General features: G+C 69.4%; 22 protein-coding genes. 14 read left to right on the top strand and 8 right to left on the bottom strand.

Going from position 1 to position 22,055, the window contains the following annotated elements; all coding sequences use genetic code 11:
• The first annotated feature begins 32 nt into the window (after window positions 1–32).
• The 5 genes from mtrA to hpf all read left to right on the top strand — a co-directional run bounded on the left by mtrA (window position 33) and on the right by hpf (window position 5,723).
• The gene (gene mtrA, locus ACQ3HE_RS14315; RefSeq protein ID WP_064295232.1) at window positions 33–716 is read left to right on the top strand and encodes an MtrAB system response regulator MtrA; all 684 of its coding nucleotides are present in this window, start codon (window positions 33–35) and stop codon (window positions 714–716) included.
• Between the two features lie 6 nt (window positions 717–722).
• Window positions 723–2,414 carry an MtrAB system histidine kinase MtrB gene (gene mtrB, locus ACQ3HE_RS14310; protein WP_124769640.1) on the top strand — a complete coding sequence of 564 codons (1,692 nt, stop codon included), beginning with the start codon at window positions 723–725 and terminating at the stop codon, window positions 2,412–2,414.
• Window positions 2,407–4,140, top strand: coding sequence for an LpqB family beta-propeller domain-containing protein (locus ACQ3HE_RS14305; RefSeq protein ID WP_430893215.1), 1,734 nt, complete (start codon window positions 2,407–2,409; stop codon window positions 4,138–4,140). The genes mtrB and ACQ3HE_RS14305 overlap by 8 nt, the downstream gene beginning before the upstream one ends.
• Before the next feature lie 167 nt (window positions 4,141–4,307).
• Complete coding sequence (locus ACQ3HE_RS14300) at window positions 4,308–4,937, top strand: ComF family protein (RefSeq protein ID WP_430893214.1); 630 nt, start codon at window positions 4,308–4,310, stop codon at window positions 4,935–4,937.
• Between the two features lie 141 nt (window positions 4,938–5,078).
• Window positions 5,079–5,723, top strand: coding sequence for a ribosome hibernation-promoting factor, HPF/YfiA family (hpf, locus tag ACQ3HE_RS14295; protein ID WP_064295235.1), 645 nt, complete (start codon window positions 5,079–5,081; stop codon window positions 5,721–5,723).
• Here the strand turns inward: hpf and ACQ3HE_RS14290 are convergent.
• Complete coding sequence (locus ACQ3HE_RS14290; RefSeq protein ID WP_430893213.1) at window positions 5,698–6,318, bottom strand: PadR family transcriptional regulator; 621 nt, start codon at window positions 6,316–6,318, stop codon at window positions 5,698–5,700. The two genes, hpf and ACQ3HE_RS14290, sit on opposite strands and share 26 nt — an antisense overlap.
• 226 nt (window positions 6,319–6,544) lie before the next feature.
• On the opposite strand from ACQ3HE_RS14290, the gene secA reads away from it, so the two are divergent.
• Complete coding sequence (gene secA, locus ACQ3HE_RS14285; RefSeq protein ID WP_079707252.1) at window positions 6,545–9,373, top strand: preprotein translocase subunit SecA; 2,829 nt, start codon at window positions 6,545–6,547, stop codon at window positions 9,371–9,373.
• Between the two features lie 94 nt (window positions 9,374–9,467).
• On the opposite strand, the gene ACQ3HE_RS14280 is transcribed toward secA, so the two are convergent.
• Window positions 9,468–9,968, bottom strand: a complete 501-nt coding sequence (locus ACQ3HE_RS14280) for an Rv3235 family protein (protein WP_236555501.1) — start codon at window positions 9,966–9,968, stop codon at window positions 9,468–9,470.
• A 147-nt stretch (window positions 9,969–10,115) separates the two neighbouring features.
• On the opposite strand from ACQ3HE_RS14280, the gene ACQ3HE_RS14275 reads away from it, so the two are divergent.
• A complete protein-coding gene (locus ACQ3HE_RS14275; RefSeq protein WP_430893212.1) occupies window positions 10,116–10,706 on the top strand; it encodes a hypothetical protein in 591 nt (196 codons plus the stop codon).
• Between the two features lie 32 nt (window positions 10,707–10,738).
• Here the strand turns inward: ACQ3HE_RS14275 and ACQ3HE_RS14270 are convergent, their stop codons facing one another.
• Window positions 10,739–11,035, bottom strand: coding sequence for a helix-turn-helix domain-containing protein (locus ACQ3HE_RS14270; RefSeq protein WP_079707250.1), 297 nt, complete (start codon window positions 11,033–11,035; stop codon window positions 10,739–10,741).
• 189 nt (window positions 11,036–11,224) lie between these two features.
• Here ACQ3HE_RS14270 and ACQ3HE_RS14265 point away from each other — a divergent pair, with 189 nt between their 5' ends.
• The 4 genes from ACQ3HE_RS14265 to ACQ3HE_RS14250 all read left to right on the top strand — a co-directional run bounded on the left by ACQ3HE_RS14265 (window position 11,225) and on the right by ACQ3HE_RS14250 (window position 15,329).
• Window positions 11,225–11,881 carry a hypothetical protein gene (locus ACQ3HE_RS14265; protein ID WP_430893211.1) on the top strand — a complete coding sequence of 219 codons (657 nt, stop codon included), beginning with the start codon at window positions 11,225–11,227 and terminating at the stop codon, window positions 11,879–11,881.
• Window positions 11,881–13,146, top strand: coding sequence for a CpaE/TadZ family protein (locus ACQ3HE_RS14260; RefSeq protein WP_430893210.1), 1,266 nt, complete (start codon window positions 11,881–11,883; stop codon window positions 13,144–13,146). The genes ACQ3HE_RS14265 and ACQ3HE_RS14260 overlap by 1 nt, the downstream gene beginning before the upstream one ends.
• Window positions 13,147–13,354: 208 nt before the next feature.
• A complete protein-coding gene (locus ACQ3HE_RS14255) occupies window positions 13,355–13,690 on the top strand; it encodes a histone-like nucleoid-structuring protein Lsr2 (RefSeq protein ID WP_085513359.1) in 336 nt (111 codons plus the stop codon).
• A gap of 139 nt (window positions 13,691–13,829) precedes the next feature.
• Window positions 13,830–15,329, top strand: coding sequence for a sensor histidine kinase (locus tag ACQ3HE_RS14250; RefSeq protein WP_079002802.1), 1,500 nt, complete (start codon window positions 13,830–13,832; stop codon window positions 15,327–15,329).
• Between the two features lie 77 nt (window positions 15,330–15,406).
• Here ACQ3HE_RS14250 and ACQ3HE_RS14245 read toward each other — a convergent pair whose 3' ends face one another.
• The gene (locus ACQ3HE_RS14245) at window positions 15,407–15,655 is read right to left on the bottom strand and encodes a WhiB family transcriptional regulator (RefSeq protein WP_056012627.1); all 249 of its coding nucleotides are present in this window, start codon (window positions 15,653–15,655) and stop codon (window positions 15,407–15,409) included.
• A 193-nt stretch (window positions 15,656–15,848) separates the two neighbouring features.
• Between ACQ3HE_RS14245 and ACQ3HE_RS14240 the strand changes: the two genes are divergently transcribed.
• Window positions 15,849–16,274: a hypothetical protein gene (locus ACQ3HE_RS14240; RefSeq protein ID WP_430893209.1), complete on the top strand. Its 426-nt coding sequence runs from the start codon at window positions 15,849–15,851 to the stop codon at window positions 16,272–16,274.
• A 38-nt stretch (window positions 16,275–16,312) separates the two neighbouring features.
• Here ACQ3HE_RS14240 and bcp read toward each other — a convergent pair whose 3' ends face one another.
• From bcp to aroA, 3 genes are read right to left on the bottom strand one after another with little or no spacing between them, the layout of a single operon-like run.
• Window positions 16,313–16,792 (bottom strand): thioredoxin-dependent thiol peroxidase, encoded by a 480-nt coding sequence (bcp, locus tag ACQ3HE_RS14235; RefSeq protein WP_411558594.1) that lies wholly within the window; start codon window positions 16,790–16,792, stop codon window positions 16,313–16,315.
• 13 nt (window positions 16,793–16,805) lie between these two features.
• Window positions 16,806–17,867, bottom strand: a complete 1,062-nt coding sequence (gene rsgA, locus ACQ3HE_RS14230; RefSeq protein ID WP_079707245.1) for a ribosome small subunit-dependent GTPase A — start codon at window positions 17,865–17,867, stop codon at window positions 16,806–16,808.
• Window positions 17,868–17,871: 4 nt separating this feature from the next.
• Window positions 17,872–19,221 carry a 3-phosphoshikimate 1-carboxyvinyltransferase gene (gene aroA, locus ACQ3HE_RS14225; RefSeq protein WP_430893208.1) on the bottom strand — a complete coding sequence of 450 codons (1,350 nt, stop codon included), beginning with the start codon at window positions 19,219–19,221 and terminating at the stop codon, window positions 17,872–17,874.
• A gap of 43 nt (window positions 19,222–19,264) precedes the next feature.
• Here aroA and ACQ3HE_RS14220 point away from each other — a divergent pair, with 43 nt between their 5' ends.
• Both ACQ3HE_RS14220 and ACQ3HE_RS14215 read left to right on the top strand, forming a co-directional pair.
• Window positions 19,265–19,954, top strand: coding sequence for a sigma-70 family RNA polymerase sigma factor (locus tag ACQ3HE_RS14220; protein ID WP_079707243.1), 690 nt, complete (start codon window positions 19,265–19,267; stop codon window positions 19,952–19,954).
• Window positions 19,951–20,202 (top strand): zf-HC2 domain-containing protein, encoded by a 252-nt coding sequence (locus ACQ3HE_RS14215; protein WP_079707242.1) that lies wholly within the window; start codon window positions 19,951–19,953, stop codon window positions 20,200–20,202. Before ACQ3HE_RS14220 ends, ACQ3HE_RS14215 begins: the two co-directional genes overlap by 4 nt.
• Before the next feature lie 16 nt (window positions 20,203–20,218).
• On the opposite strand, the gene ACQ3HE_RS14210 is transcribed toward ACQ3HE_RS14215, so the two are convergent.
• Window positions 20,219–21,922 (bottom strand): cation:proton antiporter, encoded by a 1,704-nt coding sequence (locus tag ACQ3HE_RS14210; RefSeq protein ID WP_085513347.1) that lies wholly within the window; start codon window positions 21,920–21,922, stop codon window positions 20,219–20,221.
• Window positions 21,923–22,055 lie beyond the last annotated feature (133 nt).

Below are 22,055 nucleotides of genomic sequence, written 5' to 3'. Positions count from 1 at the left end.
CGCGGCCGGCCGGTCACACCCGAGACGGAGCTATGAACGCACGCATTCTCGTCGTCGACGACGACACCGCACTCGCCGAGATGATCGGCATCGTGCTGCGCACCGAGGGCTTCGAGCCGTCGTTCTGTGCGGACGGCGGCGGCGCGCTCCAGGCGTTCCGCGACACCAAGCCCGACCTCGTCCTCCTCGACCTCATGCTCCCGGGGATCGACGGGATCGAGGTGTGCCGCCTGATCCGTCAGGAGTCCGGTGTCCCGGTCATCATGCTGACCGCGAAGTCCGACACCGCGGACGTGGTGAAGGGGCTCGAGTCCGGCGCCGACGACTACATGGTGAAGCCGTTCAACCCGAAGGAGCTCGTCGCCCGGATCCGCACGCGGCTGCGCGCGCCGGCCGCCGACCTCGCGGAGACCCTCCGCATCGGCGACCTCACCGTGGACGTCGCGGGCCACGAGGTCCGTCGCGCCGACGGGGTCATCGGGCTCACGCCGCTGGAGTTCGACCTCCTCCTCGCACTGGCGAGCAAACCCCAGCAGGTCTTCACCCGCGAGATGCTGCTCGAACAGGTCTGGGGATACCACTACAAGGCCGACACCCGACTCGTGAACGTCCACGTGCAGCGGCTCCGCGCGAAGGTCGAGGAAGACCCCGACAACCCGAAGATCGTCATGACGGTGCGTGGCGTCGGATACCGCGCCGGCGCGGTCACCGGCTGATCCGACATGGCCTCCCGACTCGCCGGCTGGGCGGCCGACTGGCGGCTGTGGCGGAGGTGGCCGCAGCAGGTGCGCTCGCAGTGGCGGCGCTCGCTGCAGTTCCGGACGGTCGCCATCACGGTCGGCCTCTCGGGACTCGCCATCCTCCTGACCGGTGCCTACCTCTCGTTCAGCATCGGCAACGATCTCTTCCAATCCCGACTGCAGCAGGCGCTCGGCGGCTCCGGTCGTGCCATCGCGTCCGCGCAGAGCATCCTCGACGCGTCGGACGCCAGCGAGCGCGTCGCCCTCCAGCAGCTCATGGGGACCGTGCGGACCGATCTCCAGACGACCTCCGGCAGCAGCCTCATCGCCGCCTACCGGGCTCCCGGGCAGGACCCCAGCCAGGTCACGCCTCCGGGCTTCGAGTCGCCGGGGCTGGGAGGGGGTGTCATCTCGGACGCGCTCAGTGAGGCGGTCCGGGCCGACCCGGACACCCTCCAGTGGCAGTCGGTGACCCTCACATCCGCCGACGGCTCGACCACCGCCGGCATCGTCGTCGGTTCCATGGTGTCGATGCCGACCGCGGGGTCATACGAGATCTATCTGGGCTTCGACCTGAGCGACTCGGAGCAGACGCTCGGCTTCGTCCAACGGACGCTCTTCCTCGCGGGCGTCGGCCTCATGATCCTCGTCGGTGGTGCCGCGTGGTTCATCGTCCGCTTCGTGGCGACACCGATCCGGTTCGCAGCCGAGACGAGTCAACGTCTGGCCGGCGGCGACCTGGACGTGCGGATGCCCGAGAAGGGCGAGGACGAGCTCGCCATCCTTGCCCGCTCCTTCAACGGGATGGCCGCCAGCATGCAGAAGCAGATCAAGGAACTCGCGGAGCTCTCGCTCGTGCAGCAGCGGTTCGTGTCGGACGTCTCGCACGAGCTGCGCACGCCCCTGACGACCATCCGCCTGGCCGGCGACGTGCTCTACGACCAGCGCGACTCCTTCCCACCGGCCACCGAGCGGACGGCCGAGCTCCTCCACGACCAGGTCGGGCGGTTCGAGATCCTGCTGGCCGACCTGCTGGAGATCAGCCGCTACGACGCCGGCAGCATCGAACTCGAACTGGAACCGACGAGTCTCGTCCATCTCGCGGAGGAGGTCGTGGAGGAGCTCCGCCCGCTCGCGGAGCCGACCGGTTCGGACCTCCGGATCGTCGCACCGGGTGGCTACTCGGCGGTCCCGATGGACCCGCGGCGGATCCGGCGGATCGTGCGCAACCTCGTCGGCAACGCCATCGAGCACGGCGAGGGCAAACCGATCGTGGTGTCGGTGGACAGCAACGAGTCCTCGGTCGCGATCGCGGTACGCGACTACGGCCAGGGCATGACGCGTGAGGCCACCGAGCGCGTGTTCGACCGCTTCTGGCGCGCGGACCCGTCCCGCAAGCGCACCATCGGCGGCACCGGGCTCGGACTCGCGATCTCCCTCGAGGACGCGGTCCTGCACGAGGGGTGGCTGGAGGTCTGGTCGGAGCCCGCCGCCGGCTCGTCCTTCCGCCTCACCATCCCACGCGAACCCGGGACGGAGATCGTCCGCTCGCCCATCAGCCTGCCGCCCGACGATGCGATCGAGTCCATCGTCGACGAGCTCACCGCGCCGACGACCCGCTCACTCCCGACCGTGCGATCGGCGGACGACGACAAGGAGGATGCTCGTGGTTGACGTCCCCGCACGATCGCCGAGACGACGATCCGCAGTACGTCGGATCGCTGCGGCGGCGCTGCCGATGCTCCTCGTGGTGGTGCTCAGCGCCTGCGTGGGCATCCCGCGGGGCGGTTCCGTGCAGGACGGCGGAACGGTCGAGGGGGACGGCGGCGACGTCGACGTCAACTTCATCGCGCCGGGCCCCGCCGAGGGGGCGACGCCGGAGCAGATCCTCCGGGGCTTCATCGACGCCGCCGCGAGCCCGCAGAACAACTACGAGATCGCGCGCGAGTTCCTCGCACCCGCGCTCCGGTCCGACTGGGATCCCGACGCCGGAGTGACCATCGACCAGGGCGGCCGCACGTTCGCCCCGGTCGCCGACACGGTGCAACTCACCGTCAGCCCCGTCGCGGCGGTCGACGACCGGGGTGAGTACCGCGAATCGGGGAACTCGTCGCCACTGAGCTGGACCTACTCCTTCGAGCAGGTGCGGGGGGAGTGGCGGATCGCGGCCGCTCCGCCGGGCATCGTCCTCGAGTCATCGACCTTCGCCGACGTCTTCGCGGCCTACTCACTGAGCTACTTCGACCCGAGTTTCACCCGACTCGTCCCCGACCAGCGTTGGTTCCCCTCGCGGGCGTCGACCGCGACGAGGATCGTGGGGGCGCTGCTCGACGGACCGGCGGAGTGGCTGAAGGGCGCGGTGGCGACGGCGTTCCCCGAGGGGACCTCGCTCACGAGCGACGCCGTTCCGGTCGAGGCCGGGACCGCGCGCGTGGACCTGACCAAACCGGCCCTGCAGGCGGACGCCGTCACGCTCCAGCGGATGCAGCTCCAGCTGAGCAGCAGCCTGGTGCAGCTGTCCGGCAGCGTCGGCGGGGTGGCCGCCGTCTCGAACGTCGCGATCACCGTCGTCGGCAATTCCACGCAGACGGTCTCGCCGCTGTCGCTCGCCGCACCGCGGGTCGACCCCCGGGCGCTCGTCCAGCGCGGGGACGAGTTCGGCTTCGCCTCGGGGAACCGGCTCGAGGCCGTGCCGGGGATCTCGACGGCGGTCGTGGCGGCCGGGGCCGACGCGGGCGTGTTGTCCGCCGACCATGACCAGGCCGCGGTCCGTTCCGCCGCCGGTGTCACGGTGATCCAGGCCGACGGCGACATCCGGCTCGTCGACAACCGCCCGGGACTCCTTCCGCCGACGATGGACCCGTTCGGCTTCACCTGGACCGTGCCGGCGGCGGCGCCGTCCGCGCTGCTCGCGCACGACGCCGCGGGTGGAACGGTGCAGGTCGCGACGAGTTGGACCGGCGCGTCCACGATCGATTCGATCCAGGTGTCCCGGGAGGGTACGCGCCTCGTCGCGCTGCTCCGGGACGGGACGCAGTCGCGGCTCGTGGCCGCCGCGATCATCCGCGGTGACCGGAACGCGCCGTTGCGACTCGGCGATCCCGTCGAGCTCCGCGTCATGTCCACGCAGGCGACGACCGTCACCTGGGTCGACGACATCACCGTCGCCGTCCTGCTGGGCGGCGGTGACGGGACGACGATCGTCACGCAGCAGATCGGCGGCCGCTCCGCGCCCGTACCGAAGCTCGCGGACGTCACGAACCTGGTCGGGGGCAACGGACCGACGCAACTGCGGGCCCTCACGAGTGAAGGTCGGCTGCTGTTGCCCCGTGGTTCGAGCTGGCAGGAGGCGGGCAGCGACGTCCGGTTCATCGCGACCCAGCTGGGGTCGCCCGACTGAGTGAACGCGCTCCACAGCGCGTTCGGAGTGCCGGAGCCGTCCGCGTCTCGGACGATGCGCCACCGGACGCGCCGCGTGGGCGCGACCATCGGATGATGCGATCCTCGTCGAGTCGAAGCACGCCCCTCGCTCATGCCCGCGGGGCCTGCCTGGACGCATGGGCCCTCGTGGTCCCGGTCACGTGCGCCGGATGCGGTGCGCCGGACCGCGGGCTGTGCGACGACTGCCGCGGGCGTCTGGTCCGACCGGCGGCCCCCGACGACGACGCCCTACTCGTGCGGTGGAACGGTGCGGACGGTACCCCCGGTCTCGCCGCCCGTCGCTACGACGAGTTCGTCGGCGCCATCCTCCTCGCCTACAAGGAGGATGCCCGGACCGGCCTCGTCCGACCGCTGGCCGCCGCACTCGAACCGGCGTTCCGGTCCGCCGTGCTCGAGGCGAGCCGGGCGATGGGCGGCGTCTCGCCGGAGATCGCGACGATCCCGGCCAGACGACGCGCCGCCCGCGATCGGGGCTTCCACCCGGTGGAGCAGCTCGTGCGCCGGCTCGGCGCCAGACCGTCGCGCCCGCTGCGATGGGCGCGGGAGCCCGCCGACCAGCGGGACTTCGGCCGGGCGGAGCGTCTCGAGAACCTCGCCGATGCCCTGGTCGCGCCACGGCGGCTCGACGGGCGCCGCTTCCTGCTCGTGGAGGACGTCGTCACGACGGGCGCCACCGTCGGGGAAGCGGTCCGGGCGATGCACGACGGCGGTGGCCTCGTCGTCGGTGTCGTGGCCCTCGCCAGGGTCGGACCGTGAACGGACGGCGGGTCACGAGGCCGGAAGATGAACGTTCCCTGAACACCGCTGATGACTTCCGCAGGCTCGGGCACTACGGTTGCAGAACGGCGTGAAAGGACCGCCCGGGACCGGGTGGTCAGCCGGATGAGGAGGTCGAACGTGGATATCAACATCGTCGGACTTGGACTCGGCATCACCGATCGGTTCCGCGAGTACGCGACCGAGAAGGCGGAGAAGGTCGCCCATCTGGTCGAGCAGGCGCAGTCGCTCGACATCAAGGTGTCCCGCCATCACGACGCCAACGGACGCAAGGGCGAGGACCGCGTCGAGCTGACGCTCGTCGGCCCCGGACCATTGGTCCGTGCGGAGTCGACCGGCTCCGACAAGTACGTGGCCTTCGATCTCGCGATCGCGCGGATGCTCGAGCGCGTCCGCCGCTCGAAGGACCGCAAGAAGGAGCACCGCGGCAAGCACCGCACCTCCCTGCACGCCGCCAGCAGCGAGGGGTTCAGCGGCGTCGACATCACTCCTGCCGCGCCGGAGCTGCTCGAGCAGGTCGCGACCGGCAGCGTCGCGACGCTGACCCACGAGGACGAGGAGCAGGAGGCGTACTCGCCCGTCGTCATCCGCACGAAGGAGTTCCCCGCGGAGTGGATGAGCGTCGAGGACGCCGTCGACCGCATGGAACTCGTCGGCCACGACTTCTTCCTGTTCATCGACGCCTCGTCGGAGCGGGCGAGCGTCGTGTACCGCCGCAAGGGCTGGGACTACGGCGTGATCAGCCTCGAGGACGGCTCGAACTAGCGTCCTGCACCCCGATTGACGCGGTCGCCCGGTTCGCCGGGCGGCCGCGTCGTGGCATGTCGGTGGCGACGTCGAAGACGGCGTCGTGTACCCGCAGGCGTGCCGAGGTCACCTCGAGCCAGTCGAGCTCGGCCAGGGAGCGTCGCCGTCTGGCTTCGAGCCCGATCCACGCGATGTCACCCTGCGGCGTCGGGGGGAGCGTCGACAGATCCTCGTCGAGCTGCTGCACGAGATCGAGCGCCCACGCGCGTTGGACGGCGATGACCCCGAACACGTCGACGCCGTCGAGTGACGCCGCGAGGGCGACCTTGTTCGGGAGTTCGTCTCGCGAAGCGCTGGCCGCGACGGGTGTCGCCCACCAGCGTTCGAGGACGTCGCGCCCGTCGGCGGTGATGCGGTAGAAGACATGCCCCTGCGCATCCACGGCGGCCCGCTCGACGAGCCTGTCCCGCTCGAGACGATCGAGGGTCGCATAGGCCTGGCCGACGTTGAGCGGTGTGTCGGGTGTCGTCCGCCGGTCGAACTCACCGCGCAGACGGTACCCGTAGTCGTCGCCGAGCGCGAGGATCGCGAGCAGACCGTGCTTGACCGACATCGAACCTCCATGAAATACCTACGCCGTAGGTGTCGCCAGCCTAGTGACCCGTCCGTCCCGCGCTGCGGCGGCGCTCCGTCGACATCCGTCCGCCCCTCGATACACAGCGTCCACTCAAGGGACTCCCCGCTAACATGTTCAGAGGACTGCCCCGTTCTGGTGCACCCCGTCCGTCCCGGTCAGTCGACCAGGACGGAGATCAGGAACACGTAATGGAGAGCAATTCGTGGCCTCACCACTTGAGAAGATCCTTCGCGTCGGCGAAGGTCGCATCCTCCGGAAGCTGACCAGCCTCACGAAGGCGGTCAATGCCCTCGAGGACGACTTCACGGAGTTGAGCGACGAGGAGCTGAAGAGCGAGACCGTCGAGCTGCGCGAGCGCTTCGAGAACGGCGAGACCCTCGACGACCTCCTCCCCGAAGCCTTCGCCGCGGTGCGCGAAGCTGCACGCCGCACGATCGGCATGCGCCACTTCGACGTCCAGATCATGGGTGGCGCCGCGCTGCACCTCGGCAACATCGCCGAGATGAAGACCGGTGAGGGCAAGACGCTCGTCGCGACCCTCCCGGCCTACCTCAACGCCATCGCCGGCAAGGGCGTGCACATCGTCACGGTGAACGACTACCTCGCGTCGTACCAGTCGGAGATCATGGGGCGCGTCTTCCGCGCGCTCGGCATGACGACCGGCGTGATCGTCGAGGGTCAGACGCCGGAGCAGCGCCGCGAGCAGTATGCGGCCGACATCACCTACGGCACGAACAACCAGTTCGGGTTCGACTACCTCCGCGACAACATGGCGTGGCAGGCCAAGGACATGGTCCAGCGCGGTCACTTCTTCGCCGTGGTCGACGAGGTCGACTCCATCCTCATCGACGAGGCACGGACCCCGCTCATCATCTCCGGGAAGGCCTCCGGCGAGGCGAACCGCTGGTTCCAGGAGTTCGCCCGGCTCGCGGTGCGACTCGAGCCCGGTGAGGACTTCGAGGTCGACGAGAAGAAGCGCACCGTCGGCGTGCTCGAGCCCGGCATCGAGAAGGTCGAGGACTACCTCGGCATCGACAACCTCTACGAGTCCGCCAACACCCCGCTCATCTCCTTCCTGAACAACGCGATCAAGGCCCGCGCGCTCTTCAAGAAGGACAAGGACTACGTCGTGATGAACGGCGAGGTGCTCATCGTCGACGAGCACACCGGTCGCATCCTGGTCGGACGTCGCTACAACGAGGGCATCCACCAGGCGATCGAGGCCAAGGAGGGCGTGGCCGTCCAGGCCGAGAACCAGACCCTCGCGACCGTGACGCTCCAGAACTACTTCCGTCTCTACGAGAAGCTGTCCGGCATGACCGGTACGGCTGAGACCGAGGCGGCGGAGTTCATGTCGACGTACAAGCTCGGCGTCGTCCCGATCCCGACCAACCGCCCGATGCAGCGCATCGACCAGTCGGACCTCGTGTACAAGAACGAGGAGGCGAAGTTCGCGCAGGTCGTCGAGGACATCGTCGAGCGCCACGAGCAGGGCCAGCCGGTCCTCGTCGGCACGACGAGCGTCGAGAAGAGCGAGTACCTGTCGAGGCTCCTCGCCAAGAAGGGCGTCAAGCACGAGGTCCTCAACGCGAAGAACCACGCGCGTGAGGCCGCGATCATCGCCCAGGCCGGTCGACTCGGCTCGGTCACCGTCGCCACCAACATGGCCGGTCGTGGAACCGACATCATGCTCGGCGGCAACGCCGAGTTCCTCGCCGTCGCGGAGATGAACGCCAAGGGTCTCAGCCCGATCGACACCCCCGAGGAGTACGAGGCCGCGTGGGACGAGGTCTTCACCGAGGTGAAGGCCGCGGTCAAGGAGGAGGCCGACAAGGTCATCGACGCCGGCGGACTCTACGTCCTCGGTACCGAGCGCCACGAGTCGCGCCGCATCGACAACCAGCTGCGCGGTCGCTCCGGCCGTCAGGGCGACCCCGGCGAGAGCCGGTTCTACCTGTCCCTCACCGACGACCTCATGCGCCTCTTCAACGCCGGAGCCGCGGAGAGCCTCATGGGGCGCCAGAACGTGCCGGACGACCTCGCGATCGAGTCGAAGATCGTCAGCCGCGCGATCCGCAGCGCCCAGTCGCAGGTCGAGGCGCGGAACGCGGAGATCCGCAAGAACGTGCTCAAGTACGACGACGTCCTCAACCGGCAGCGCGAGGCGATCTACTCCGACCGCCGCCACATCCTCGAGGGCGACGACCTCCACGATCGCGCACAGCAGTTCCTGGAGAGCGTCGTCGACGACGTCCTCGACGAGCACACCGGCGAGGGCAACGGCGACGACTGGGACTTCGACGCACTCTGGGCCGAACTGAAGACGCTCTACCCCGTCGGCCTGACGATCGACGAGGTCGTCCAGGAGGCGGGGACGAAGGGGCGGATCAACCGCGACTTCATGCGCCGCGAGATCCTCTCCGACGCCAAGCTCGCGTACACCAACCGCGAGGAGTCGCTCGGTGCCCCGGCGATGCGCGAACTCGAGCGCCGCGTCGTCCTCCAGGTGATCGACCGCCGCTGGCGCGACCACCTGTACGAGATGGACTACCTGAAGGACGGCATCGGCCTGCGGGCCATGGCGCAGCGCGACCCGCTGGTCGAGTACCAGCGCGAGGGCTACGCGATGTTCCAGCAGATGATGGGGCAGATCCGCGAGGAGAGCGTCGGCTTCCTCTTCAACCTCGAGGTCGAGGTCGCCGGCGAGGTCGATGCGGGCACCGCCGCACCGGCGATCACGGCCAAGGGGCTGACGCAGGAGACCCCCGACACCGAGAAGCTCAGCTACTCCGCTCCGAGTGAGCAGGGTGGGGTCGAGGTCCGCAACCAGCGCGGGCAGATCGAGAAGGCGGCCACCGAACGCGCACAGCGGCTCCAGCAGACGAACCGTCCCGCCGGCGATGCGGCTCCGGCGACGAAGGCCGCCCCGGCCGCGAAGGCGTCGCGCGGGGCTTTCGGTCAGCAGTCCGAGGCGCCTGCGGCTGCTCCGAGCAACCGTTCGGACCGTCGGAAGCAGGGCAAGAAGAAGTAGGCCCACGCCGGAACGAACGGGAGCCCTCCGGACCATGGTGACATCGGTTCGGAGGGCTCCCGTCTGTCGGTTGCGGGCGGATGTGCAGCGGCGGTCAGAGCACGCTCACCGAGGTCGCCCGCCAGCGGCCGTCCAAGCCCTCCAGCCGGATGGCCACGGCTCGGGACCGTGCTCGTCCGTGGACGATGACCACGGACTCGACGACGCCGTCGCGTGGCTCGGAGACGGTCACGGTGCCGATGGAGACGACCGGGACGGTGCCCGGGACGCCGCGGACGCGTCGTGCCCGTTCGGCGAGGATCACGCGCTTCAGCAGGACGGTGTGCACGTCGGCGGTGATCCACCGCGCGAGCTGTGTGAGGTCGCGGGCTCCGGCGATCACCTCGATCACGCTCCGCGTGAGGTTCTCGAGCAGTGGTCGCGGATCAGGGAGTTCGGCTCGGGGCGCCGGCTGCGGCGCGAAGTAGTCGTCAGCGCCGGCGCGCGCCGCCGCCCGCATCTCCGGCGTGCGTCGCTCGGGGAGCGGAGGCGCCGGCCGGAGGCGAGCCGTGCGTGCTCCGGGCTCGTCGTCGTCGTGCCGGGCAACGGTGCTCATGGGGCCTCCGAGGGGTGAGCGGGCGCCACGAGTCGGGCGACCAGAATCTGACATGTCACACTCATCATGTCAGTTCCCTGGGGTCCAGGACCAGGGGTCTGTGGAGAACGCAGGACGCCCCCGCCCTCTGCGCACTACCGTCGGCGTATGCGTTGGGACAGCCTGTTCGACGATCTCGCCGGTCAGCTCGACGACGAGCTCGCCGTCGACGACGACGCCGTCCGCATCGAGGCCGAGCGGCTTCGGCGTGGGCGTCTCACGCTCCGCGAGCGGCTGGTCGCCCTCTGCGGCGACGCCGACGCACCAGGACCGCTCGTCGTCGAACTCGTCGACGGGACGACCTGGCGGCTGCGGGTCCGGAGCATCGGCAAGGACTGGATCCAGGCCGAATCCGGTACCCCGGGCGGCCGGGAGGTCGTCGTCCCGCTCGATGCCATCGCGGCGGTCGCCATGACGCAGACCCAGATCGATTGGAGTCTCGACGACGTCGTGGTCCGCGAACCGCGACTGCTCGACCGCCTGACCGTCTCGTTCCTGCTCCGTGATCTGTGTCGACGTCGTGCTGCAGTGGTCGTACGGACCCGGACGGGGAGTTGGACGGGCACGGTCGACCGGGTGGGCCGCGACCATCTGGATCTGGCCGTCCACGAGCCAGGGTCGGCGCGCCGCAGCCGGAGCGTCGAGCAGATCCGCATCATCGTGCTCGCGGAGGTCGTCATCGTCGAGCGTGCTGCCTGAGGCGTTTCGTCGGTCGACTGTCGGAACCGGGCTCAGCCGAGGGGCGGCACGGGCCGGAGCATCGGGGCGCCGGTGAACTCGGCGAGTTCGGTGAGCTGGGCCTGGTGCCAGAGGCCTGCACGACGTGCCTCCTCGTACTGACCGCTGATGAATGCTTCGAGTGCGGGGAACTCGATGCGCCACGGTCCGCTGCGCCCGATTCGGATGGCGGGCAGCTCACCGCTCGAGATGAGCTCGGCCACGTGCTGGGCGGAGACGTTCAAGACCTCGGCCGTGTCGGCGACGGTGAGGAAGCGACCGAGCGGGGCCGCATCGCGCTGCGATTCCATTCCTCGATTATCCTCTCGCGCGGGCGGCGTCCGCCGGGCTGTGGATAACTTCGGCGCGATGTCCGGAGCCCGGGCAGCATGGGACCGGAGGCGGCGCACGGGGTGCCCATGAAGGAGGAGACGGTGCGGGGAAGCGAGCGGGGACACGGATCGGAGTCGGGAGGAGCGCGAATCGACGGCGGGGAGCGGATGACCGACCGTCTCGCCGGACTGCGTCATGGTGTCGGTGGACGGCAGGTGTCCCGGTCGCGCATCTGGGTGGACCCACGCTTCCTGGTGGGCCTCATGCTGGTGGTCGCGTCGATCCTGGGAGTGTGGTGGCTCGTCACGACCTCGAGCCGGACGGCCCCGGTGTATGCGGCGTCCGAGACGCTGACGCCCGGAACGCGGCTCGACCGCTCCTCACTCCAGGTGATCGACGCACGTCTGGGATCGGTCGAGGGCGGGTACCTCGGAGCTGGAGCGGCACCGCCGCCGGGGATCGTCGTCACGCGGACGATCGCAGCGGGGGAGCTCGTGCCGCTCGACGCGCTCGGCGAGGCGAGCGCCGTCGGCGTGACCACGCTCGTCGTCGAACCGGCCGGACGGCTCGGCGCCGACATCGTGCCGGGGACCGTCGTCGACCTCTGGGCGGCCGCGCCGGACGGCGACGGGTACGGTGTCCCGGAGGTGCTGGTCTCGGCCGCGACCGTCGTCCGGGTCGGCGAGGACGAAGGGCTCCTGTCGGGCCGTGGTTCGGTCGCCCTCGAGCTCGCGGTCCCGCGCTCCGCCGTCGCGACGGTGCTCTCGGCGACGGCGGCGGCGCACCTGCTGTCCGTGGTCCCCACCGAGCCCGGCGAACGCTGATGCTGCGCGTCGGACTCGCCCTCGATCCACGGGTCGAGGGTGAGATCCTCGCGACGATGCTCGACCTCGGACACCGCGTCGCCTGGCGCTGTCACGACGGCGCCGAACTCGAGGAGCGCGTCGGCGCCGGTACGCCCGTCGACGTGCTGCTCGTGTCACCCGGGACCGACCGCCTGCGCGCCGAACTCATCGACCTCGCGGACCGCGTGGGCACGAGGGTCGTGGCGCTCGCGTCCGGCGAGTCCGAACGGCGCCATGCGGCTGGGCTCGGTCTCGTCGACATCGTCCTCCTGCCGGTCGATCCCGAGGAGCTCGATCGGAGCATCGCGCCGCTCGACCTCGGCGGCGACAGCCCTCGTCCGGTCGCCCAGGCCGCAGGGCGGGTCATCGCCGTGTGGGGTGCGGCCGGGTCGCCCGGCACGACCACCGTCGCCGCAGGCATCGCCAGTGAGCTCGCTGCGCGCGGCCGCCGGGTCGTCCTCATCGATGCGGACACCTACGGGTCATCCGTCGCGGCCATGCTCGGCCTCCTCGACGAGGCACCCGGGTTCGCCGCGGCCTGCCGACTGGCCGGAAGTGGGGCGCTCGACATCGAGCAGCTCGAGCGGATCGCGGTAGTCCATCCGTCGCCGTCCGGCGCGTTCCGGGTCCTGACCGGCATCTCGCGCGCGGCACGCTGGACGGAACTGTCGACGGAACGCGTCGCGACGACCATCGAACGGTGCCGGGCGTGGATGGACGACATCGTGATCGACACGGCGTTCTGCCTGGAGGCGGACGAGGAGATCTCGAGCGACCTGTTCGCGCCCAGACGGAACGGCGCGGCGTTCGCCGTCCTCGGGTCCGCAGACCGGGTGGTCGAGGTCGGTGCGGCAGACCCGGTCGGGGTCACGAGGTTGCTCCGCGGCCACGCGGAACTCGTCGAACTCGTCGACCCGTCGCGCATCTCGGTGGTGGTGAACCGGCTGCGTGGCGTCGCGCTCGGTACCGGCCCGGCCGGTCAGTTGGCGTCCACGCTCTCCCGCTTCGGCGGGATCGAGGCGGCCGCGCTCCTGCCGGAGGACCAGCGGGTGGTGGACGCCGCGGTGATCGCGGGGAGGAGCCTCCGCGACCAGGCCCCGCGCGGGGCGCTGCCCGTCGCGTTGCGGCGGTTCGTGTCCACCCTCCTCGACCAGGAGCCGGCGCCGGTGCGCGACCGCTCGCGGCGCTCGGCGGGTGGAGCACGCGGGCGTCGTGCGCGGAGTCGGTCACGCCGAGCGGAATAGTCTCGACAGATTCACTCAATACAATTGGGTGATCAACCGAATATGCATTGGCTAGCCGATATATGCATCTGCATTCTTCTCCGATGCATCGCTATCCGTTGGGTAGTGAATTACTCCGGTATCGTGTCGGTATTCAAATTCGCTTGGTGGTGTTCGATATGATCGGATAACCGTCGGACCCACCACGGATATCTTCAGGAGGACCCCCATGGCTCAGAAAGTCATCACCACATACATCGACGATCTCGACGGCAGCGAACTCGCTTCCGGTGCAGGAGAGACCGTCCGGTTCGCGATCGACGGAACCGAATACGAGATCGATCTCGGGGCAGACAATGCGAAGAACCTCCGCGAGTCGCTGAAGCCCTACATCGGAGCCGGACGCCCGGTCAAGCGTGGGCGCCGCACCTCGAGCACCAGCACCCGCAACAGCGCCGAGAACCTCGCCGCGATCCGCGAGTGGGCCGCGAAGAACGGGCACGCCGTGTCGTCGCGCGGACGCATCCCCCAGGCGGTCCAGGACGCCTACCGCGCAGCCAACTGACCCATCACGTCCGGCGACGGCGCTCAGCGGCCCCCCACGGGCCGCTGAGCGCCGTCGTCGTTCCACGCCTGCCTGACCAGTGGTCGCCAGGGCACGCCCGGCGCACTCGGTGTCGGCCGGCCGAGCCTAGACTGGAATCGTGTCGACGCTCAGTGATCTCGTTCTCGCCCAGGGCCGCTCCAGTGCGGCCGACGTGGAGTGGCTGCACATGCTGCTCGCGGACAGCCAACTCCTCGCGGATCTGGCGTTCGCCGATATCGTCATCTGGGTACCGACCGATTCCGGCAGTTTCATAGCGGTCGCGCATTCGCGTCCGTCGAGTGCCGCGACACTCTTCTATCGCGACTTCGTCGGGCAATCCATCAAGCAGGAATGGCGCAAGCAGGTCACCGACTGTTTCGAGAGTGGACGGATCATCGAGTCGTCCGCACCGGACTGGTACGAGGAGACCCCGACCAGGGTTCGTGCCGTACCCGTCGCCCGGCGGATATCTCCGACCGAGACGACCAATGCCGACGGACCGATCGCGGTCATCACCCGCCACACCAATCTCGGTGAGGCTCGGACGCCCAGCCGCCAGGAACTCACGTTCAACGACTGCGCGAGCGACCTGTTCGAGATGATCGCGGTCGGCGACTTCCCGGATCTCGGAGCGCCGACCGGACCGCGCCGGGGCGCGCCGCGCGCGAGCGACGGCCTGATCCGTCTCGATGTCGACGGCACCGTCACCTTCGCCAGCCCCAACGCGCTCTCGGCCTTCAACCGGATCGGATTCGCCGAGGAACTCGAGGGCGAGTCGCTCGCGGACGTCACGACCCATCTGCTCTCCGGGACGGGGACCGTCACCGTCGACGAGTCCCTGCCACTCGTCGTCACCGGTCGGGCGCCGTGGCGGACCGACATCGAGGACAAGGGCGTGACGGTCTCCCTCCGGGCGATCCCGTTGCGGAGCCGCGGCGAGCGGGTCGGCGCGATCGTGCTCTGCCGCGACGTCAGCGAACTGCGTCACCAGGAGCAGGAACTCATCACCAAGGACGCGACGATCCGCGAGATCCACCACCGGGTGAAGAACAACCTCCAGACGGTCGCGTCGCTCCTGCGGATCCAGGCCAGGCGGACCCACTCGGAGGACGCCCACGACGCCCTCACGCAGGCCATGCGGCGCGTGGCCGCCATCGCGGTCGTGCACGACACGCTGTCCGAGGGGCTCAATCAGAACGTCGACTTCGACGAGGTCTTCGAGCGCGTGCTCCTGCTCATCGCCGAAGTGGCGAGCTCGCACAACACCACGGTCCGCCCGAAGTCCTCCGGCTCGTTCGGCGTGCTCCCGAGCGAGTACGCGACGCCACTCGCCCTCGCGCTCACCGAACTCGTGACCAATGCGGTGGAGCACGGACTCAACGGCCGCGACGGCGACGTGGAGATCACGGCCGACCGCACGGACGAGCTGCTGAGCGTGCAGGTCCGCGACAACGGCGTGGGGCTCCCGGAGGGGAAGGTCGGGTCCGGTCTCGGCACCCAGATCGTGCGGACGCTCATCCAGGGTGAATTGGGCGGGACCATCGACTGGCACACGCTCATGGGGAGCGGAACCGAGGTCACGATCGCGATCCCGATGCGCTGGGTCGCCAAGAGCTGAGGTCCTGGTCCGTCACGAACGGCCGCAGACATGCGAGAACCCCGGGGCCGTTGGGCACCCGGGGTTCTCGTCTGCGACTAGGAGGCGCGGCGAGCGCGAGCAGCGCGACGCTTGAGGGCGCGACGCTCGTCTTCGCTGAGGCCGCCCCACACGCCGGAGTCCTGGCCGGTCTCGAGCGCGTACTGGAGGCAGAGCTCCGTGACACTGCAGGTGGCGCACACGGCCTTCGCCTTGTCGATCTGATCGACCGCCGGACCGGTGTTCCCGACCGGGAAGAACAATTCCGGGTCGACGGTCAGGCAGGCAGCTTTATCGCGCCAATCCATAGGGGAGCTCCTTTTATTGCATGGTGAGATTTCTTCAACCGAGTGAGGGGTCTCGGGAAGCGAAAGCCGAAATGCGAGGGGGATGATCGTCCGGGATTCGGGATCTGTCCACACCCTCGTGGACCTCATGTCGGCCTCAAACATGGTTTCATATCGGTAAGAGCAAATCAATAGTCAAGTTTGGGTGAACCCTGTGAGTACCGATCGAAACGCCGCCTCCGCTCCGAACCCGGAGGAGCGTCGTCGTCCGGCGGTGCTGGCCTTCATCGTCCTGCTCGTCGCCGAGGCGCTGCTCATGATCGGGCTCTCGGCCTGGTTCCTCTTCGAGCTGGTCGCGGCGACGCCGGCCTCGTTCACGAGCGCGCTGGCGATCTTCGTGATCCTGCTCATCGCCACGGCGTTCGTCACGGCGCTCGCCCTCGGCGCGATCCGCGGACGGAGCTGGATCCGCGGGGGAGCGGTCACCTGGCAGCTCGTGCAGATCGCCGTCGCCGTCGGCGCGTTCCAGGGGGTCTTCGCGCAACCCTCGATCGGGTGGTTCCTGCTGCTGCCGTCGCTGGCCGTCCTCGGGCTCCTGTTCACGCCCGCGGTCGCCGCCGTGACCCGACGCGAGATCTGAGCGCGACGCGTCGGTCGTGATGGTCCAGCAGCGACGCGTCAGGCGTCGAGGCCGAGGGCCTTGCGGAGGCTCTTCACGTGGCCGGTGGCCTTGACGTTGTACCGGGCGAGGGTGAGGGTGCCCGTCTCGTCGATGACGAACGTCGAGCGGAGGACCCCCGTGACGATACGTCCGTACGAGTTCTTCTCACCGTAGGCTCCGTACGCCTGATGGACCGTCAGCTCCGGGTCGCTGAGGAGCGGGAACGTGAGCCCGTCCTCCTCCTGGAAGGCCTTGAGCTTCTCGACGGAGTCCTTCGAGACGCCGAGCACCACGTACCCGGCACCGCCGAGCGATGCGAGGTTGTCGCGGAAGTCGCACGCCTGGGTGGTGCAGCCGGGCGTCATCGCGGCGGGGTAGAAGTAGAGGATCACCCGTCGTCCGGCGAAGTCGGACAGGGACACGCTGGTGCCGTCCTGGTCGGTGAGGGTGAACGCGGGGGCCGGGTCGCCGGCGGAGAGACGGAGTGCTTCAGGCATACCCCAAGCCTAGTCAGGAGTACTGGTCCGCTTTGATCGTCGCGAAGGTCCCCAGCAGCCGCTGGAGCGAGTCGAGGCGTGCCGGGCCGTTCTCCCCGAGTCGTCCCTCGGCGACGGCCTCGATGATCGCGCAGTCGGGCGCGTCGGGCAGATGGGTGCAGCCACGCGGGCACTCGAGGGCGATCTCCGCGAGGTCGGTGAACGACTTCAGGATGTTGGCGGTGTCGACGTGTCCGAGACCGAACGAGCGGACGCCCGGGGTGTCGATGACCCACCCGGACCCTCCGGGCGCCTCGATGCGCAGCGAGACGGTCGAGGAGGAGGTGTGGCGCCCACGCCCGGTGACGACGTTCACATGCCCTGTGGCGCGCTCAGCGGTCGGGACGAGGGCGTTGACCAGGGTGGACTTGCCGACGCCCGAGTGGCCGACGAAGACCGTGTCGTGGCCGATGAGGGCCTCGGTGATCTCGGTGAGCGGGACGTCGTCCTCCCGGCTGCGGAACACGCGCAGGCCGAGCCCGGCGAAGTTCGCGAGGAACTCGTCGGGGTCCTGGAGGTCCGTCTTCGTGATGCAGAGGATCGGGGTGATCCCCGCGTCGTAGGCGGCGACGAGGTAGCGGTCGACGAGTCGGGCCCGAGGCTCGGGGTTCGCGGCGGCGACGACGATGAGCATCTGGTCGGCGTTGGCGACCACGACGCGCTCCATGGCGTCGGTGTCGTCGCCACTGCGGCGGAGCAGCGTCGTGCGCGGCACGATCCGCACGATGCGCGACAGCGTGCCCTCGGCACCCGAGGTGTCGCCGACGACGTCGACCCGGTCGCCGGTCACGATGGCCTGCTTGCGGAGTTCACGAGCGCGTGTGGACGTCAGGACGCGCTCCTCGGGCGTGCCCTCGTCGAGGAGCACGGTGTAGCGACCGCGGTCGACCGCGAGGACGCGTGCGGTCAGTGCATCGAGGTGCTCGGGCCGCGTCTTCGTCCGTGGGCGGTTCGCCTTCGGGTTCGGCCGCATCCTGATGCTCGACTCGTCGAGTTCCGGCTCGTCGTCGTCGACGCCGTCGTCCCACCAGCTCATCGGCTCAGCCCCCGAGCATCGCGTGCCACAGTTCGGTGAACTGTGGGAGCGTCTTCGCGGTCGTGGCGACGTTCTCGATGGTGACCCCGGGCACGACGAGACCGAGGATCGCTCCCGTGGTCGCCATGCGGTGGTCGTGGTAGCTCGACCACTCGCCGCCGTGGAGGGGGCGCGGCTCGATGCGGAGACCGTCCGGCAGCTCCGTGACGGCGCCCCCGAGCTTGTTGATCTCCGTCGCGAGGGCCGCGAGGCGGTCGGTCTCGTGGTGACGGATGTGCCCGATGCCCGTGATGGTCGACGGTCCGTCGGCGAGTGCCGCGAGCGCGGTGAGGGCGGGCGCGAGCTCGCCGCCGGTGGTCAGGTCGAGGTCGACAGCGGTGATCCGCTCGCCGCCGGTGACGGTGAGGCGGTCGCCGTCCAGGGTGACCGTCGCGCCGAAGCGAGGCAGGAGGTCCGCCAGGTCGGCACCGACCTGGGTGGTGGAGGTGGGCCAGCCGCGGAGCGTGACGCTTCCGCCGGTGACGAGCGCCGCGGCGAGGAACGGTGCGGCGTTGGAGAGGTCGGGCTCGAGGTCGACGTCGAGCGCGGCGATCGTGCCGGGGGCGACGACCCACTCACCGACGGCCGGTTGTTCCACGGTGACCCCGCGGGCCGCGAGGGCCGCGATGGTCATCTCGATGTGCGGCAGGCTCGGCAGGCGCTCGCCCTCGTGGACGAGGTGGAGACCCTGCTCGAAGCGGGCCGCGGCCAGCAGGAGGCCGGACACGAACTGGCTCGACGATGACGCGTCGATCGTGAGCTTGCCACCCGCGACCGCGCCTGTGCCGTGCACCGTGAAGGGGAGCGCCTTCCGGCCGTCGTCGCTGATGTCGACACCCAGCGCCTGCAGCGAGGCGATCATGGTCGCCATGGGGCGGTTCCTGGCGGAGGGGTCGGCGTCGAACACGGTCGGTCCGAGGGCGAGCGCTGCCAGCGGCGGGACGAACCGCATGACGGTGCCGGCGAGCCCGCACTCGACGGTCGTGCTGCCGAACAGCTCGCCCGGCGTGACGAGCCAGTCCTTGCCGAACGCGCCCGACGCGGGTCGCTCGACGATGGTGGTCCCGAGTGCGCGCAGCGCCTCGACCATGTTGGTGCTGTCCATCGAGTGGAGCGGGGCGCGCAGGAGGGAGGGCCCGTCGGCCAGAGCGGCCAGGACGAGCTCGCGGTTCGTGAGCGACTTCGAGCCCGGGAGCGAGACGGTCGCATCGACCGGACCGCCCGCGACGGGCGCCGGCCAGGCGGCGTCGTCGTGCTCAGGTTCGGCATCGCCGTACACGTCGAAATCTGGTGCGGAATACGGATTGGTCAACATTGGTTCCAACAGTAGTCGGGGTCGAGAGCAGAAGGAGGAGCGGATGTCCACAGCGGTACTGGAACGACCGGTGACGGAGGCCGATCACGGCCGTCTGGCGCTGGCCGTAGACTGGCCGGTGATGACCTCCGTCGACCCAGAAGCCCTTCCGGCCGAGCCGGACCCCCGATCACTGTTCGAAGCACAGGCACTGCCGTTCATCGATCAGTTGTACGGCGCTGCCATGCGCATGACGAAGAACCCGTCGGACGCCCAGGACCTCGTCCAGGAGACGTTCGTGAAGGCCTTCGCCGCGTTCGCGCAGTTCGAACAGGGCACCAACCTCAAGGCGTGGCTCTACCGCATCCTCACGAACACGTACATCAACACGTATCGGAAGAAGCAGCGCGAGCCGTACCAGGGCACCATCGACGACCTCGAGGACTGGCAGTTGGGCGGCGCCGAGTCGATCAGCGCGACCTCCAGCCGATCCGCCGAGGCCGAAGCGATCGATCACCTGCCGGACAGCGACGTGAAGAACGCGTTGCAGGCCATCCCGGAGGACTTCCGCCTGGCGGTGTACCTCGCCGACGTGGAGGGCTTCGCCTACCAGGAGATCGCCGACATCATGAAAACGCCCATCGGGACCGTGATGAGTCGTCTGCACCGTGGCCGACGACTCCTCCGCGACCTGTTGGCCGACTACGCCGAGTCCCGGGGGTTCACCGTGACGAAGCAGGGGAGCAAGAAATGAGCGACTGCGGCTGCGACAAGGCCAAGAAGGACCTCGAGGAGTACCTCCGTCACGAGGTGTGCACGACCGAAGCGGCCGACATCCGCGAGCACCTCGCGAACTGCCCGGAGTGTCAGAACGAGGCGCTCGTCGCGCAGACCCTCACCGAGGCCGTCCAGCGGGCGTGCAAGGAGACGGCACCCGAAGACCTGAAGAACCAGGTCCTGGCGTCGCTGCGGGCCACCCAGGCCACCCACGAGAGCGCCTGACGACGGACCGACCGCATTAGCCTGCGCCGTCGAGGCGTGACTCCTCGACGTCCAGCATCCGCTGCGCTTTCGCCAGCACCTCGGAGGAGTAGCTGCCGGTCGCCCGAGCATCGAGGAGCGCATCGCGTTCGGCGTCGAGCACTCGGCGTCGCAGTTGTCGGAACTGCTCGTGCGGGCCCACGCCGGCATCGGTGCGTTCCGCCGCCGACTCGACGCGGATGAGGCTGCTCGTGCGCACCCGGTCGACGACTGCGGAGTCGAACGGCTCCCCGCCGTCCGTGCGCAGCTGCGGGTCGTCGAGGGCGGCCACACCGACGGTCGAGATCTCCTCGACGAGACCGGCCAGCTCCGCCATCGCCGCCTGCTCGTCCGTCCCGCCGACCCGGGTCAGCCGGATGACGAGCGGGAGGGATCCGCCCTGGAGCAGGAGGGTGACGATCGCGACCGTGAACGCGATGAGCACCAGCTCCGCCCGATACGGGGTGTCGAGTGGCAGCGACTGCGCGGCGGCGATCGTGACGACACCACGCATCCCCGCCCAGGCGAGCACCGCGCCGCCCCGCCACCCGAGTCCTTCACGTTGCAGGAAGTCCAGGTCGGCGCTCCGCCGGGCGATCGACCTCGAGAAGGCGGCTTTGCGCTTGGCCGATCGTGCGTTCTCCGTCGGATGCTCCTCGAGGCGTGCGGAGACCTGCTCCAGTCTCGGCCGCCGGGCGAGGGCCTCCCGTTCATCGCGTCGCAACGACCAGACGAGGACGCCGACGAACACGATGCGGACGACGATGAGGGTGATGGCGGTCAGCAACCCGAGGCCGATCGACGACCAGATGCCGAGGTCGTCCTGCTCCACCTGCGAGACGATGGCCTCGAGCTCGAGCCCCATGAGCAGGAACACCCCGTTCTCGAGGAGGAACTGCGTCGTCCGCCAGTTGATGCGCTCGCTGATGCGGTCCTGGGCGGTGAAGTACTTCGCGCTCTGATGCCCGGTGTAGAGTCCGGCGACCACGACCGACAGGACCCCTGAGGCGTGGAAGTGCTCGGCGGGCAGATACGCGATGAACGGCACGGCGAAGGAGATGACCGTCGTCAGGACCGGGTCCCCGAGGCGGGAGCGGATCCGGACCGTGATGAACCCGACGACGATCCCGATCGCGATCGCGAGCGCGACGGCATAGGCGAAGTCGCCCAGGACACCCCACAACGAGACCGTGCCGGCGGTCGCGGCGATGGCGGAGCGCAGGAGGACGAGGGCAGAAGCGTCGTTCACGAGGCTCTCGCCCTCGAGGACGCTCACGAGGCGCGACGGCATGCCCAGTCGCTTACCGATGGAGGTCGCGGCGACCGCGTCGGTCGGGCTGACGACGGCACCGAGGGCGATGCCGGCGGCCAGGCTCAGGTCGGGGAGGATCGTCGACAGGATCCAGCCGATGAGGACCGACGACACCACGACGAGGACGACCGAGAGCCCGGAGATCGCCTTGAGGTTGCGGCGGAAGTCGACCAGGGGCACGTTGACGGCGGCCGAATAGAGGAGCGGTGGCAGCACGCCGGCGAGGATCCACTCCGGCTTGACCTCGACGTCCGGCACGAACGGCAGATAGCTGAGAGCGAGCCCGACCAGGACGAGGATGAGCGGGGCTGCCACGCGCAGCTTGTTCGCGAAGCGGGCCACCGCGACGATGGTCACCACCGCGACGACGGCGAGGAATGCGAAGTCCATGGCGTCAGCCTATTGGCGGCGGCTCACCGCCCACTCACGGATCGCTGTCGCCGTGCTGACCACCCGCGTCCGGACGACGACGCAGACGACGACGACCGCCTGTCGGAACAGGCGGTCGTCGGTCGTGCGGCTG

Origin of the sequence: Plantibacter auratus (genome assembly GCF_050587365.1) — a bacterium.
In the GTDB taxonomy this organism is placed as follows: domain Bacteria; phylum Actinomycetota; class Actinomycetes; order Actinomycetales; family Microbacteriaceae; genus Plantibacter; species Plantibacter auratus.
This window is presented reverse-complemented; position numbering and strand designations above follow the sequence as displayed.

Coding starts and splice junctions, on each gene's coding strand:
- mtrA (WP_064295232.1), top strand. CDS start 33: ATGAACGCACGCATTCTCGTCGTCGACGACGACACCGCACTCGCCGAG.
- mtrB (WP_124769640.1), top strand. CDS start 723: ATGGCCTCCCGACTCGCCGGCTGGGCGGCCGACTGGCGGCTGTGGCGG.
- ACQ3HE_RS14290 (WP_430893213.1), bottom strand. CDS start 6,318: ATGTCGGTCAAGCACGGTCTGCTCGCGATCCTCGCGCTCGGCGACGAC.
- ACQ3HE_RS14280 (WP_236555501.1), bottom strand. CDS start 9,968: ATGAGCACCGTTGCCCGGCACGACGACGACGAGCCCGGAGCACGCACG.
- ACQ3HE_RS14275 (WP_430893212.1), top strand. CDS start 10,116: ATGCGTTGGGACAGCCTGTTCGACGATCTCGCCGGTCAGCTCGACGAC.
- ACQ3HE_RS14270 (WP_079707250.1), bottom strand. CDS start 11,035: ATGGAATCGCAGCGCGATGCGGCCCCGCTCGGTCGCTTCCTCACCGTC.
- ACQ3HE_RS14265 (WP_430893211.1), top strand. CDS start 11,225: ATGACCGACCGTCTCGCCGGACTGCGTCATGGTGTCGGTGGACGGCAG.
- ACQ3HE_RS14260 (WP_430893210.1), top strand. CDS start 11,881: ATGCTGCGCGTCGGACTCGCCCTCGATCCACGGGTCGAGGGTGAGATC.
- ACQ3HE_RS14255 (WP_085513359.1), top strand. CDS start 13,355: ATGGCTCAGAAAGTCATCACCACATACATCGACGATCTCGACGGCAGC.
- ACQ3HE_RS14245 (WP_056012627.1), bottom strand. CDS start 15,655: ATGGATTGGCGCGATAAAGCTGCCTGCCTGACCGTCGACCCGGAATTG.
- bcp (WP_411558594.1), bottom strand. CDS start 16,792: ATGCCTGAAGCACTCCGTCTCTCCGCCGGCGACCCGGCCCCCGCGTTC.
- rsgA (WP_079707245.1), bottom strand. CDS start 17,867: ATGAGCTGGTGGGACGACGGCGTCGACGACGACGAGCCGGAACTCGAC.
- aroA (WP_430893208.1), bottom strand. CDS start 19,221: ATGTTGACCAATCCGTATTCCGCACCAGATTTCGACGTGTACGGCGAT.
- ACQ3HE_RS14220 (WP_079707243.1), top strand. CDS start 19,265: ATGTCCACAGCGGTACTGGAACGACCGGTGACGGAGGCCGATCACGGC.
- ACQ3HE_RS14215 (WP_079707242.1), top strand. CDS start 19,951: ATGAGCGACTGCGGCTGCGACAAGGCCAAGAAGGACCTCGAGGAGTAC.
- ACQ3HE_RS14210 (WP_085513347.1), bottom strand. CDS start 21,922: ATGGACTTCGCATTCCTCGCCGTCGTCGCGGTGGTGACCATCGTCGCG.